Below are 13,411 nucleotides of genomic sequence, written 5' to 3' on the forward strand. Positions count from 1 at the left end.
GACCGGTGCCTGCTGGACCGGTCGCCGCGGAGCCGGACTCCTCGGTGGTGCTGATGTCGCCTCCCCTGGTCGTGCGCTCAGTCTCTCAACGCGGGACCCCGGGACCGGTCACGCCCCGTCGCGCGCGGGTCAGCGCGGCGCGATGACCCTCAGCTGGAGCATCGCCGCGAACCGCGCCTCCGGGTCGGCGAGGTCGAGCCCCGCGACCTCGCCGACCCGGCGCAGCCGGTAGCGGAGCGTGTTGGGGTGGACGTAGAGGGCGGCCGCGGCCGCGGCGACGTCGCCGAAGCTGTCGAGCCACACCTCCAAGGTCTCGACCAGGTTGCCGCCGGTCTGCTCGTCGTAGGCGATCAGCCTGCTGATCGGCCCGACCGGCCGGTCGCCCCGCGCCGAGGCCAGGTCGCGCAGCTCGAGCAGCAGCGACGAGGTCTGCACGTCGGCCAGGCTTGCCACCCGCCTGCTGCTGAGCCCGTTCCGCAGCACCCGGAGCACCCGGTCGACGGTGGCCCGGGCCGCCACCACGCCGGAGACGTCGCGGGCGGCCGGGCCGACGGCCACGACCGCACGGAGCCCGGTGCCGAGCCGGTCGCAGAAGTCCTCGGCGAGCCGGGCGGCCCGCTCCTCCGCGTCGGCGACCGTCGGCGGGAACGGGAACAGGGCGTAGGCGGCGTCGCCGACCAGCCCCACCGCGGCGGCCGGGTCCGCCGCCGCCAGGTGCACGCCGAAGGCGTCGGCCAGCCGCTGCCACTCGGCCGCCCGCTGCTCGTCGGCGGCCTCGTGCGGTGCGTGCGGGAGGGCGGCCGCCACCAGCACCAGGCACCGGCCGGCGAGGCCGAGCCGGCCGAGCGCCGCCTGGGCGCCCGCCCCACCCTCGAGCACCGTCGCCACCAGGTCGGTGCGCAGCCGGCGGCGCACGTCCGCCCCGGCCCGGGCGCGGAGCATGTGCACCGCGACCAGCTTGGCGGCGTCCCGCAGCGCGGCGGTCCACTCCTCGGTGACCGGGCCGTCCATCGCCGCCCAGACGGAGCCGAGGACCTCGTCGCCGGCACGGACGGCGATCGCGATCCGTTGCGTGCGCAGGCCGTCGTAGCCGATCTCCTCCGGGTCCACGACCACCGGCCGATCGAACCGGTAGAGGTCGCTGAACACGCCGCGCTCGGTCAGCATCCGCGCGTAGCGCTCGGGCACCTGGCGGCCGATGACCGTCTCGACGCGGGACTCGTCGGCCTCGTCCTGCCGCCCCGAGAAGGCGAGCACCCGCGAGCTGCGGTCCTCGATGGTCACCGGGGCGTCGAGCAGCGCGGCGACGGCGTTGGCCACCGCGAACAGGTCTCCGGAGGGCAGGCCGCCCAGCGTCTCCTCGTCGGTGGCGGGCAGGTCGTCCTCGGCGAGCAGCGACCGGAGCAGCGCGGTGAGCTGGGTCCACGTCGCCCCGCGCCGCAGTCCGAGGAGCGCGATCCCCGCCTCGTCGACGGCGGCCGCGAGGTCCTCGCCCGCAGGCACGGGGGCGCGCACCACGAGGCCGACGGCACCGCGCCGCCCCAGCTCGGTGACCAGCGGCACCAGGTCCGCGCCCCCGACCCCGACGCCCAGGACCAGTGCCCCCGGCGGGAGGACCGGCTCGTCGTCGGGGTCGTGGATCACGACGCCGCCGATCTCCGCGGGGTGGTCGACGTCGCCGCGCACCAGCTCGAGCAGGGTGTGGCCGAGGTCGTCCAGGACGCGGCCGAGGCTGGCGCGGGGTCGCTCGGTCACCCCGCGAGGATAGGGCGGCAGCAGCCCGGTCAGAACGAGATCCACTCGGTCGACGTCGTGACCTCCGCGAGCCGGTCCGGCAGCGGGGGCGACCCCGAGGCCGGGGCCGTCCGGGACCGGCAGGTGGCCGTCGCGGACCACGAACGGCTCGGTGACGTCGTCCCGGTAGAACCGGTCGGAGCCGGAGACGTCGCCGGGCAGCGTGAACCCCGGCAGCGCCGCGAGCGCGACGTTGGCCGCCCGGCCGAGGCCGGTCTCGACCATGCCGCCGCACCAGACGGGTACGCCGTGCGCCTGCGCGAGGTCGTGGATCCGCCGGGCCTCGAGGTAGCCGCCGACCCGGCCGGGCTTGATGTTGATCACCTGGCAGGCGCCGAGCCGGATCGCCGCCGCGGCGCTCTGCGCGGACACCACGGACTCGTCGAGGCAGACCGGGGTGCGGATCAACCGGGCGAGGTCCGCATGGCCGACGACGTCGTCCTCCTCCAGCGGCTGCTCGATGAGGAGCAGGTCGAACGGGTCGAGCCGCGCCAGGTGGCGGGCGTCGCGGAGCGTGTAGGCGGTGTTGGCGTCGACCTGCAGCAGCACGTCGTCGCCGAACCGCTCGCGCACCGCGCGCACCGGCTCCACGTCCCACCCGGGCTCGATCTTGAGCTTGATCCTGACGTAGCCGGCGTCGAGGTAGCCGCCGACGACGTCGAGCAGCTCGGGCACGCTCCCGAGGATGCCGACCGAGACGCCGCTGGGCACCCGGTCGGCCACCGCCCCGAGCTCCCGCGCGAACGAGCGGCCGGCCGCTCGCAGCTCGGCGTCGAGGAACGCCATCTCGACGGCGGCCTTCGCCATCCGGTGTCCCTTGACCGGGTGCAGGACCTGCGCGACCGCCGGGGCGCCGTGCCGGTCCAGCGCCGCCGCACCGGCGTCGGCGGCGAGGGCGGGCAGCAGGAACCGGCGCAGCACGTCGGCCGCACCCTCGACGTGCTCGGAGGAGTAGAGCGGGTCGGCCATGGCGACGCACTCCCCCCAGCCCTCCGCCTCGTCGGTCTCGACCCGCAGCAGCAGGATGTCGCGCTCGGTCTGGGTGCCGAACGACGTGCGGAACGGCGCGACCAGCGGCATCGCCACCCGTCGCAGCTCCACGCCCCGGACCTTCACGACCCACCTCCCGTCCGGACGACGTAGCCCGCCGTCCTCTCGAACCCGACGATCCGGCCACCGGCCGCCAGCAGCGGCGCGAGCTCGTCGCGGACCCGCGCCCGCCACCGCCGCGCCTGCACGGGGTCGGTCGCACGCATCGACTCGATGTCGTCGGGCACGGCGACCCGGACCACCCCCGGTGCTCCGGCGCGGGGCGGGGGCTCCGGCGGCACCCCCGAGCAGGCGGCGGCGACGACCGGGGCGTCGAGCAGCCAGCGCACCAGCAGCCGGTCGGTCTGGTCACCGGCGTTGATCGCGTCGCCCATCGCACCGTAGAAGTCGGTGAGGTACTCCATCGGGCGGGCGGCCAGCTTGACCACGTTGAAGTAGGCGTTGCGGGAGACGAGGGGGTCGAAGGTCCACTCGACCGCCTCGACGCCGCGGGCGAGCGCCCAGGCGCGCTGGTGCACCTTCAACGCGAAGCCCACGCTGCGGCCGACCAAGCCAGGGGCGACGCCGGCGATGTGGCTGTGCAGCGTCCGACGCGGCGGACCCGCGTGGAACCCGACGCAGGCGCCCACCAGCCGGTCGCCCGCGAAGGCGCCGCTGACGTAGTTGTCGGTCTTGCCGAAGGCCCGCAGCAGCTCCGGCGTGACCGGCGGGTTCCCCGGCCGCCCCCAGATCTCGACGAGCAGGTCGCACACCGCCCGCACCTCCGCGGTGTCGCGCGGCGCACGGACGACGACGCTCGCGGAGGCCGCGGCGCGCTCCGCCTGCCGCGTCGCCTCCGCCGCGACCGACCCGGACTCGGGGGTCGGGGTGCCGATGCTGGTCACGACGCCGCCTCGAGGGGCTGGTCCGCGAGGAGCTCCGCCAGCAGCTCGCGCACCAGCCGGGTGCGGTCGCAGAGCCGGTCGGCCAGCACGTGCTCGTCCTCGGCGTGTGCGCCTCCGCCGACGGCGCCGAGGCCGTCGAGCGTCGGCGTGCCGACACCGGCCGTGAAGTTGCCGTCGGAGGCTCCGCCGACCGCGGTGCCCGCGACCGGGGGGAGGCCGAGCCGCTCGGCGATCCCCACCGCCCGCGCCAGCAGGCCGGCCGAGGCCGCGGCCTCGAGCGGCGGCCGGTTCGGGCCGCCCGTCACGGTCACCCCCGCACCGGGGAGCACCGGCCGCAGCGACCGCAGGGCGGCGTCGACCCGGTCCTGCTCGGCCACCGTCCGCACGCGGACGTCGACCATCAGCCGCGCCGCGGCGGCGACCGTGTTGGTCGTCGTGCCGGCCGACACCACGGTGGGAGTGACGGTCGTGCCCGCGGCGGCGTCGGCCAGGGCCGCCACGGCGAGCACCTGGTGGGCGACCTCGACCGCCGCGTTGACCCCCCGCTCCGGCTCGAGGCCGGCGTGGGCCGCCCGGCCGGTCACGCCCACCTCGTAGAGCGACACGCCCTTGCGCTCGGTCTTGAGCAGGCCGCCGTCGGCCGAGGCCTCCAGCACCAGCGCGGCCCGGGCACCCGCAGCCTCGGTCTCGACGAGCGCCCGGGAGGTCGGGGACCCGAGCTCCTCGTCACCGGTCACGAGCAGGGTCACGCCCTCCCGGTCGGGCAGGTCGGCGAGCGCGTGGAACGTCATCACCAGGCCGGCGAGCATGTCGAAGCACCCGGGTCCCCGGACGACGCCGTCGACGACGGAGAACGGGATCCGCTCGAGGGTGCCGAGCGGCCACACGGTGTCGTGGTGGCCGAGGAGCAGGACCCGGCGCCCGCTGTGCTGCGGGCCGAGCCGCCAACGCAGGTGGGTCCACCCGTCCACCACCAGCAGCTCCGGCTCGACGCCGAGCCGCTCGGTCCCGAGCCGCGCCAGCACCTCGGCCGAGCGGGCCACCGCGGCCCGGTCGGCCGACGGCGACTCGCACTCCACCAGCACCCGGAGGTCCTCGAGCATCGCCGCCGCGCTCATCCGTCGGCCGGCTTCCTCGGCGTCGCCCGCGCCCCGAAGTGGACGTACTCCTCCCCCGTCGGGAGCGCGTAGAACGTCACCGGCGCCCAGGTCTCCATGCCGGGGGGACGGACCGCGAACACGCCCGGCGACACCGGCGACATCGGGTAGGTCTCGACCGGCTCGGGCTCGAGCTCGGCGAGCGGCCCCATCAGCGTCGTCCGCAGCACGGGCCGCTCGTCCTCGAGCAGCACCTCCATCCGGACCGACGCACGCTCGTAGGTGCCGAGGTAGGGCGTGACGTCGACGTCCACCGGCTCCTCCGGCAGCACGAGCGGGTCCTGGATCCGCACGTCGGCGAGCTCCTCGAAGATCTCGCGGTAGAGGTCCTCGTAGAGGTCCCGGGTGTTGCCCCCGTTGGTGAGGAGCACGACCGCGAGCCCGGCCTCGGGCAGCACGCGCAGGAAGGCCGCCTGGCCGATCGTGTTGCCGTCGTGGCCGTAGAGCAGGTGCCCGTGCCAGTCGAAGCGGATCCAGCCGAGGCCCCAGGAGTCGCCGAGCAGGTACTTCTCCGGGCAGTCCACCTGCCACTCGGCCATCCTCCGGGCGCTCTCCTCCGAGAGCAGCCGGGTGCCGTCGGCCGCGACGCCGCCCGACAGGTGGAGCCGGGCGAACGCGAGCACGTCGGCGGCGTCGGCGTTGATGAGGCCCGCGGGGCCGGCCGAGCGCGGCAGCCCCCCAGACCGGCGCGACCTGGGGCTCGGGCAGGCCGGTGACGTGCCCGGTCGCGAACGCGTGGAGCATCGCCTCCTCCGGCAGGGTGCCCGTGCGCCGGAGCCCCAGCGGCGTGAAGAGCCGCTCCCCTCATCGCCTCGTCCCACGTGGTGCCCGTGACCTTCTCGATCACCCGGCCCAGCAGCGAGAACCCCGAGTTGCAGTAGGACCAGGTGGCGCCGATCGGGTGGTTCTGCGCGGCGTCGGCGAGCTCGCCGACGTACTTCTCGAGGCAGTCGTCGCCGCGGCCGGTGTCGGTGAAGATGTCGCCGTCGATGCCGCTGGTGTGGGTGAGCAGGTGCCACACGGTGACCTGCTCGGTGAGGCCCGGGGCGGACAGGCGCAGCTCGGGGATGATCTCGCCGACGGGCGTGTCCAGTGCGATCTTCCCCTCGTCGACGAGCATCATCACGACCGTCGCGGTCCACACCTTGGAGATCGAGCCGATCTGCCACACCGAGTCCTCGGTCGCCTGCTGTCCCGTGGCGGCGTTGAGGACACCGGTCGCCGCGCGGACGACCTCGTCGTCCCCGCCGCCGCTCCCGAGGCGCAGGATGCCGAGCTGGGCCCCGGGCACCTGGTGCCTCCGCGCCAGCGCGGCCAGCCGGCGCGACCAGTGGCCGCCGTCGATCCGTGCCGGCCGGGAGCCGGTCGCGTCGCCGGCGTGCTGCTCGACCCACTCGACCACCCGCCGGTAGTAGTCCAGGCGGTGCGACGGCCGGCCGGCGAGGATGAAGACGTGGCTCGCCCCCGGGTAGAGCACCATCCGGGTCGGCACGCCGCGCTCGCGCAGCGCGTGGTGCCACTGCTGTGCCTGGCCGACCGGGCAGGTGCGGTCGTCGGCGCCGTGGAGCACGAGGGTCGGGGTCGTCACCCGGTCGACGCCGGAGTACGGCGACAGCCGCGCCAGCCGGTCCCGGTCGCGCCACGGGTAGAGCTCCAGCTCGAGGGCGTTGAGGAGGTGCGCGTCGTCGCTGCTGCCACCGATGCTGCTGAGGTCGGACACCACCCCGCCGGGCACCGCCGCGGCGAACCGGTCGTCGTGGGCGGTCAGGTAGCAGGTCATGTAGCCGCCGTAGCTGTAGCCGGTCACCGCCAGCCGGTCCGGGTCTGCGATGCCCTCGGCGACCAGCGCGTCGACCGGCTCGAGGAAGTCCCGGGCGTCGGCCTCGCCCCACGCGCCGCGGACGGCGTCGTAGAACGCCTCGCCGTAGCCGTCGGAGCCACGCGGGTTGACCAGCAGCACCGTCCACCCCCGGCGGACCAGCTCGTGGTGGTAGAGGTGCATCTCGTCCGCGGCGGCGTTCCAGGCGTTGTGGGGTCCGCCGTGGATGTCGACGAGCAGCGGGCCCGGACCGGTCGTCCCCCGCCGCCCGCATGAGCCACGCCTCGACGACCGTGCCGTCGCTGATGGTGAACTCGCGCGGCAGCCGCTCGAAGAGCTCCACCTCCGCCAGCGCCGCGCCGTGGGCGGTGACGACCGTCTGCTCGCCGGTGCCGAGGTCGACCTCGACGATCTCGCCGAACGAGGTCGCCGTGGTGAGGGCGACCGCCGCGGTCGGCCCGGCCACGGTGAGGCCGCTGACCACGTTGCCCGCGCCGCCGAGCACGGCCCGCGGCTCGCCACCCTCGAGCGGCACCGACCAGAGGTGGGTGCACCCGCGGTCGCGGACGCAGAACAGCACGGACTTGCCGTCGGGCGTGACCTGCGGCAGGGCACCCGGGTACGCCGGCGCGCCGGGCATCACGTTGCGGTCGAGGCCGCCGGCGATGTCGGTGACCGCGCCGGTCCCGATCTCGATCGACAGCAGGTGCGCGTGGCCGCGGAGGTCGCCGGGCCAGCCGGTGACGAGGAGCCGCTCCCCGTCGGGGGTGTAGGAGGCCGAGGCCGCGAAGCCGTCGGCGAGCGCCACCAGCCGCGGCGACGCCTTCGGGTCGTGCGCGGCGACGACGTGCACCGCGTTGCGGAGGTCGAGCTCGGTGGTGCCGTCCGGCCGCGCGGTGAACACCAGCCGGGCGCCGTCCGGCGACCAGGAGGGGTTCTGCGCGTGCACGGGGAGGTCGGTGACCTGGCGCACGGCGCCGGTCGCGACGTCGACGACGTGGACCTGGGAGACCACGGTGCGCAGGTACCCGGCCCCGTCGGCCTGGTAGTCGAGCGCCTCGGCGACGATCGGCGCCTCCTGGCGCCGGCGGCGGGCGTCCTCGTCCTCGTCCGGCTGCGCGAGGGCGTCGACCCCCGCGGTGAACGCGATCGCCGAGGAGTCCGGGCTCCACACCGCCGGGCCGGCGCCGAGCGGCAGCGACGTGAGCTGCCGCGGCTCGCCGCCGGCGGTCGGCAGCAACCACAGCTGGCCCTCGCGGAGGAACGCGACGCCGCTGCCGTCGGGCGCCCACGCGGGCGAGTCGTCCGCCGTCCCGTGGGTGAGCCGGCGCGGCTCGCCGCCCCGGTCGACGGCCCAGAGCGCGGTGACGGCGGCGTCACGCTCGAGGTCGTGCTCGCGGAGCACGTAGACCAACCGGCTCCCCGTCGGGTGAGAGCGCCGGCTGGGAGGGGACGGCGATGTCGGCGAGGTCGTCGATGCTCAGGCTGCGGGTCACTGGGGGCTCCTTGTGGGTTGCCGGGTGGTGGGCGCGGGGGGCGCGGCGCCGGCCGGGGACGGCGTCGAGCAGCTCCTGGGTGTAGGAGTCACGGGGGTTCCCGAGGACCTCGGCGGTCGGACCCTGCTCGACGACCCGGCCGTCGTGGAGGACCGCGACGTGGCCGGCGACGTAGCGCACGACCGCGAGGTTGTGGGAGATGAAGAGCATCGAGAGACCCAGCTCCCGCTGCATCTCGCGGACGAGGTTGAGCATCGCCCCCTGCACGGAGACGTCGAGGGCGGAGGTGATCTCGTCGGCGATCACCACGTCGGGGCGGGCCGCGAGCGCCCGGGCCAGCGCCACCCGTTGGCGCTGGCCGCCGGACAGCTGGGCGGGCCGGTCGTCGGCCCGGGCGGGGTCGAGGTGCACCAGCTCGAGCAGCCGTGCGATCTCGGCCCTCCGCTCGGCGCGCGGCGGCCGGCCGGGGACCACCTCGGCGATGCTCTCCCCCACGGTCATCCGCGGGTCGAGGGAGGAGGCAGGGTCCTGGAACACCATCTGCAGCGGCCGGCGCCCGCGCCGGGGCAGCGGCCGTCCGCCCACGGTGATCGTGCCCCGGGTCGGCTGCACCAGGCCGGCGGCCGCGCGCGCCAGCGTCGACTTGCCCGACCCGGACTCTCCGACGAGGCCGACGATCTCCCCGACGGGACGGTGAGGCTGACCCCGTCGACCACCGTGCGGTGCCCGTAGCGCACGGTCACGTCGTCGAACACCAGCGCGCTCACCGGCGCACCTCCGCCGGTCCGGTCGCGACCGGGTCGGTCGCGACGGGGTCGGCCGCGGCCGCCGTCGCGGGCGCGGGCACCTGCGGCACGGGCAGCAGCGCCTCGCCCGCGTGCCAGCACGCCACCCGGTGGTCCGAGCCGGCGTGGTCGAGCGCGGGCTCCTCGGTGCGGCACCGGCCGTCGGCCAGCGGGCACCGGGCGGCGTACGCGCAACCGGTCGTGACCGTCCGTGGGTCGACCGGACGCCCGGGGATCGTCGCCAGCGGCTGCTCGACGTCGGTCTCCATGTCGGGCACGGCGGCGACGAGCGCCCGGGTGTAGGGGTGCCGGGCACCGTCGTGGAGCTCGGTCGCCGGCAGCTCCTCGACCACCCGGCCGCCGTACATCACGACCACGCGCTCGCACACCTCCGCGACCACGGTCACGTCGTGGCTGATCAGGACGAGCGCGGCGCCCTCGCGCTCGCGGACCTCCTGCAGCAGCGACAGCACCTGCTGCTGGACAGTGACGTCGAGCGCGGTGGTGGGCTCGTCGGCGACGATGAGGGCGGGCGACCCCATCAGGCCCATGCCGATCATCGCGCGCTGCCGCATGCCGCCGGAGAACTCGAACGGGTACTGCCGCGCGCGGCGCTCGGGGTCGCCGATCCGCACGGCCCGCAGCCGGTCGACCGCACGCGCCGCGGCGGCCCGCCGGCCCAGCCCGTGGTGACGGCGGGAGACCTCGGCGAGCTGCGAGCCCATCCGGTGCACCGGGTTGAACGAGGTCATCGGGTCCTGGAAGACCAGCGCGAGCGACGTGCCGAGCAGTCGGTCGGTGGCCGCCGACCGGCCGCGGACATCGGTGCCGAGGAGCTCGACCCGCTCCGCCTCCACGGTGCCGGGAGGCTCGACGAGGCCGGCGACGGCCAGGGCGGTGAGCGACTTGCCCGACCCGGACTCACCGACGATGCCGACCGCCTCCCGCTCGCGCACGCGCAGGCTGACACCCCGCACGGGCTGCGACCCGGGGAAGCCGACGTGCAGGTCCCGCAAGTCCAGCACGACACCGGGCTCACGCCCGGGAGCCGGCTGCTCGACCCCGGCAGGAGCGGTCGCGGGGCGACGCCGGGCCAGCCGGTGCGCCGGACCGAGCACCAGGTCGGACGGCACGCCGAACCGGCGGGCCACGGCCTCGCCGCTCAGGTTGAACGCCAGCCCGGCGAGGACCACGGCGATGCCCGGGCCGAGTGCGGCCAGCGGGTCGACGTAGATGCGGCCGAGGCCGTCCTGCATCAGCCGGCCCCAGTCGTAGGAGGACCGGTCCTGGACGCCGAGCCCGAGGAACGAGAGGCCGGCGAACGTGAGCAGCGCGCCGCCCGCACCGATCGTCGCGTTGACGACGAGCGGCTCCGCGATGTTGGGCAGCACGTGGCGCAGCAGGATGCGGAACCGGCCGACGCCGGCGATCCGGGCGGCGAGCACGAAGTCGCGCCCGGCGACGCCGGCCACGAGCGTCTGGCAGAGCCGGCCGAACATCGGGGCGCCCGCGACGCCGACCGCGAGCACCGCACCCGTGGCGCCGACGCCGAAGACGACCGCGAAGAACAGCACCAGCAGCAGAGCCGGGAACGCCACGGCGATGTTGACCGCCGCCACCACGAGGCGGCCCCGCGGTGCCGCCGAGGAGCAGCGGCGCCGCGCCGAGCAGCAGCCCGAGCACCACGGCGATCGCCGTCGCGAGCAGCGCGAGGGCCACCGACAGCCGGGTGGCGACCAGCACCCGCAGGAAGATGTCGCGGCCGGCGTTGTCGGTGCCGAACCAGTGCTCCCCCGACGACTCGGCGAGGATGTTGCCGGTGTCGCGGGCGGCGGCGTCGTCCGCCCACAGCAGCGGCCCCACCACCGCCAGGCCGAGCACGAGGATCATCAGCACGGCCGCGACGACGGCGGTCGGCGTGCGAGGGAGCCCGATCCGCGTCATCACGACTCCCCGATCGTCGACCGCGGGTCGATCAGCGCGAGGATCACGTCCACCGCCGTGTTGACCAGCAGCACGGCGACGCCGTAGACGAGCACGGTGCCCTGCACGAGCGGATAGTCCTTGAGCAGGATCGACTGGACGATCGTGCTGCCGAGACCGGTCCAGGCGAAGACGTTCTCGACCAGGACGGTGCCCGCCACGAGCGAGGTGAGCATCAGCCCGCCCAGCGTGAGGCTGGCGGTGAGCGCGTTGGGAAGAGCGTGCACCAGGTAGATCCGCGGCGCGGACAACCGCTTCGCGCGGGCGGTGCGGACGAAGTCGGCATCGAGCACCGCGAGCATCTCCACCCTCACGATCCGCGCGAGCACCGCGGCCGGGCCGGTCGCGAGCGCGAGGACGGGCAGGACGTAGGACTCCGGCCCGAACCGGCCGGCCACGGGGAACCACCCGAGCCCGACGGCGAACACCGACACCAGGCCCACACCGAGGAGGAAGTCGGGGATGGTGCCGGCGACCACGCTGGTGCCGGCGAAGCCGAGCTCGAGACCGCGCCGGCGACCGCGTCGGGTGGCGGCGGCGACCGCCGCCCCGAGCGGTACGGCGATCGCGAGCGCGACCACGAACGCGGCGACGGCGAGCGACGCGGTCGCCGGCAGCCGCTGACCGATCACGTCGCTCACCGGCAGCCGGAGGCTGAACGAGGTCCCGAGGTCGCCGGTGAGCAGGCCCTGCACGAACTCGACGTACTGCCGCCACAGCGGGTCGTCGAGCCCGAGCTCGGTGCGGCGCGCAGCGACCAGGTCGGCGGGTGCCGTCGGTCCGAGCGAGGGCCCGCACCGGGTCGCCGGGGACCAGGTGGATCATCAGGAACGACGCGGTCACCAGGACCCACAGCGACACCAGCAGCCGGCCGGTCCGCCGGACGGCGAACCGCACCCAGCGGTTGCCCCCGGACCGCCTGCCACGGGGTGCGGCCCGGCGCCGGGACGGTTGCGGGGACGGTGGTCATGATCAGCCTGGTCTGTCCTGGTCTGTCCTGGTCGGGCCCGGTCAGCCCAGCATCCGGATGCTGGTCGGCACCAGGCTCCCGGTGACCTCGAACTCGGCGCCGTTGCCGAAGGTCCGCACCAGGTTGCTGGCGAACGGCACCACGTCGGCCGAGGCGAAGAGGGCCTCCTCGGCGGCCATCCAGTCGTCACACCCCTCGGCGCCGACCTTGCCCGTGGCCGTCTCGACCGCTGCGCTGTAGTCGGCGTTGTCGATGGCCGCGAAGTTCGTGCCGCCGTCGGCGATGCCCGGCCCGGAGAGGAACGGCACCAGCTGTTCGGGCGTGCTCACGTTGACCGGCTCCCAGGCGACGTCCCAGTCGCCGCTGCCGAAGAGGATCTCCGACATCTGCGCCTGCGGCAGCTCGGCGGCCTCGACCTCGACGCCCAGCGCGACCCAGGCCTCCTCGGCGATCTCCGCGGCGGCGCGGCCGCCGGGGCCGAGGGTGGCGTCGTGGATGAACCTGACCCGCAGCTGCTCGCCGTCCTTGGTGCGCACGCCGTCGTCGCCGACGGTCCAGCCGGCGTCGTCGAGCGCCGCCGCGGCGCCCTCGGGGTCGTGGTCGGGAAGCGCGTCGATCGAGCCGCCGGGGCAGCCGGTGGGCGGCAGCACGGCGAGCTGGTCGGGCTCCGCGCCGTTGCCTGCGGTCACGACCTGCTGCAGCTCGGACAGGTCGACCGCCTGGGTGAGCGCCGTGCGGACCACGGGATCGCTGGTCGGCCGGCCCGCGGCGTGGTTGTGCCACTGCTCCCCGATGATCGCGGGTGTCTCGACCGCGAACAGCCCGGCGGACTGGAGCCGGTCGGTGTCGGAGCCGACGACCTGGGCGGCGTTGACGGTGCCCGCCACGAGCTCGTTGGCCGACGTGGTCTCGTTGGGGATCACCCGCACCTGGATCGTCTCCGGCGTCCCGGTCTCGTCGGTGGAGGCGCCGTCGGGCCCCCACGAGTAGCCCTCCCGGACCTGGTAGGTGTAGTTCTCGCCGGGTGCTGCCTCCTCCAGGACGAACGGCCCGGTCCCCGCAGTGCCCTCGGCGAGGCTGTCGCGGTCGTCGAGCCCCGGCTGGCAGACCATCGGCAGGTTGGCGATGCTCTCGAAGAGGAACGGCGCCGGCGAGGCCAGCTCGAGCGTCAGTGTCGAGCCGTCGGCCGTCGCCTCGGCCCCCCACCGGCAGGAAGACGCCGAGGAACGGGCTCTGGTTCTTCGGGTCGCCGACGTAGGCGAGGTTGGCCGCCGCGGTCTCCGCCGTGAATTCCGAGCCGTCCGAGCAGGTGATGCCGTCCTGGATCTCCATCGTCGCCGTGGTGCCGTCGAGCTCCCACGACGACGCGAGCTGGGAGACGATCCGGCCCTCCCCGTCGATGCCGACCAGGCCGTCGTAGGCGAACTGCGACAGCTGGAAGTGGGCACTGCTCACCGATGACTGCGGATCCAG

9 protein-coding genes are annotated in these 13,411 nt (G+C 75.2%); 1 reads left to right on the forward strand and 8 read right to left on the reverse strand.

Features of this window, described 5'->3' with window-relative positions; translation table 11 throughout:
* Window positions 1-129: 129 nt before the first annotated feature.
* The 8 genes from menC to MF408_RS02685 all read right to left on the reverse strand — a co-directional run bounded on the left by menC (window position 130) and on the right by MF408_RS02685 (window position 13,110).
* Entirely contained in the window at window positions 130-2,910 is a 2,781-nt protein-coding gene (gene menC, locus MF408_RS02650; protein ID WP_240250158.1) for an o-succinylbenzoate synthase, read from the reverse strand.
* Complete coding sequence (locus MF408_RS02655) at window positions 2,907-3,728, reverse strand: GNAT family N-acetyltransferase (RefSeq protein ID WP_240250159.1); 822 nt, start codon at window positions 3,726-3,728, stop codon at window positions 2,907-2,909. The genes menC and MF408_RS02655 overlap by 4 nt, the downstream gene beginning before the upstream one ends.
* Complete coding sequence (locus MF408_RS02660) at window positions 3,725-4,846, reverse strand: M20/M25/M40 family metallo-hydrolase (RefSeq protein WP_240250160.1); 1,122 nt, start codon at window positions 4,844-4,846, stop codon at window positions 3,725-3,727. Before MF408_RS02660 ends, MF408_RS02655 begins: the two co-directional genes overlap by 4 nt.
* 190 nt (window positions 4,847-5,036) lie before the next feature.
* The gene (locus MF408_RS02665; protein ID WP_240251598.1) at window positions 5,037-6,887 is read right to left on the reverse strand and encodes a prolyl oligopeptidase family serine peptidase; all 1,851 of its coding nucleotides are present in this window, start codon (window positions 6,885-6,887) and stop codon (window positions 5,037-5,039) included.
* Window positions 6,888-8,080: 1,193 nt separating this feature from the next.
* A complete protein-coding gene (locus MF408_RS02670; protein ID WP_240251600.1) occupies window positions 8,081-8,878 on the reverse strand; it encodes an ATP-binding cassette domain-containing protein in 798 nt (265 codons plus the stop codon).
* Window positions 8,879-8,963: 85 nt separating this feature from the next.
* Window positions 8,964-10,583 carry a dipeptide/oligopeptide/nickel ABC transporter permease/ATP-binding protein gene (locus tag MF408_RS02675; RefSeq protein WP_240250161.1) on the reverse strand — a complete coding sequence of 540 codons (1,620 nt, stop codon included), beginning with the start codon at window positions 10,581-10,583 and terminating at the stop codon, window positions 8,964-8,966.
* 345 nt (window positions 10,584-10,928) lie between these two features.
* Window positions 10,929-11,729 carry an ABC transporter permease gene (locus tag MF408_RS02680; protein WP_240251602.1) on the reverse strand — a complete coding sequence of 267 codons (801 nt, stop codon included), beginning with the start codon at window positions 11,727-11,729 and terminating at the stop codon, window positions 10,929-10,931.
* 250 nt (window positions 11,730-11,979) lie between these two features.
* A complete protein-coding gene (locus MF408_RS02685) occupies window positions 11,980-13,110 on the reverse strand; it encodes an ABC transporter substrate-binding protein (protein WP_240251604.1) in 1,131 nt (376 codons plus the stop codon).
* Here MF408_RS02685 and MF408_RS02690 point away from each other — a divergent pair.
* Entirely contained in the window at window positions 13,064-13,399 is a 336-nt protein-coding gene (locus MF408_RS02690) for a hypothetical protein (RefSeq protein WP_240252209.1), read from the forward strand. The genes MF408_RS02685 and MF408_RS02690 overlap by 47 nt on opposite strands.
* Window positions 13,400-13,411: the final 12 nt, after the last annotated feature.

It is taken from the genome of Nocardioides sp. TF02-7 (assembly GCF_022437945.1).
Classification (GTDB): domain Bacteria; phylum Actinomycetota; class Actinomycetes; order Propionibacteriales; family Nocardioidaceae; genus Nocardioides.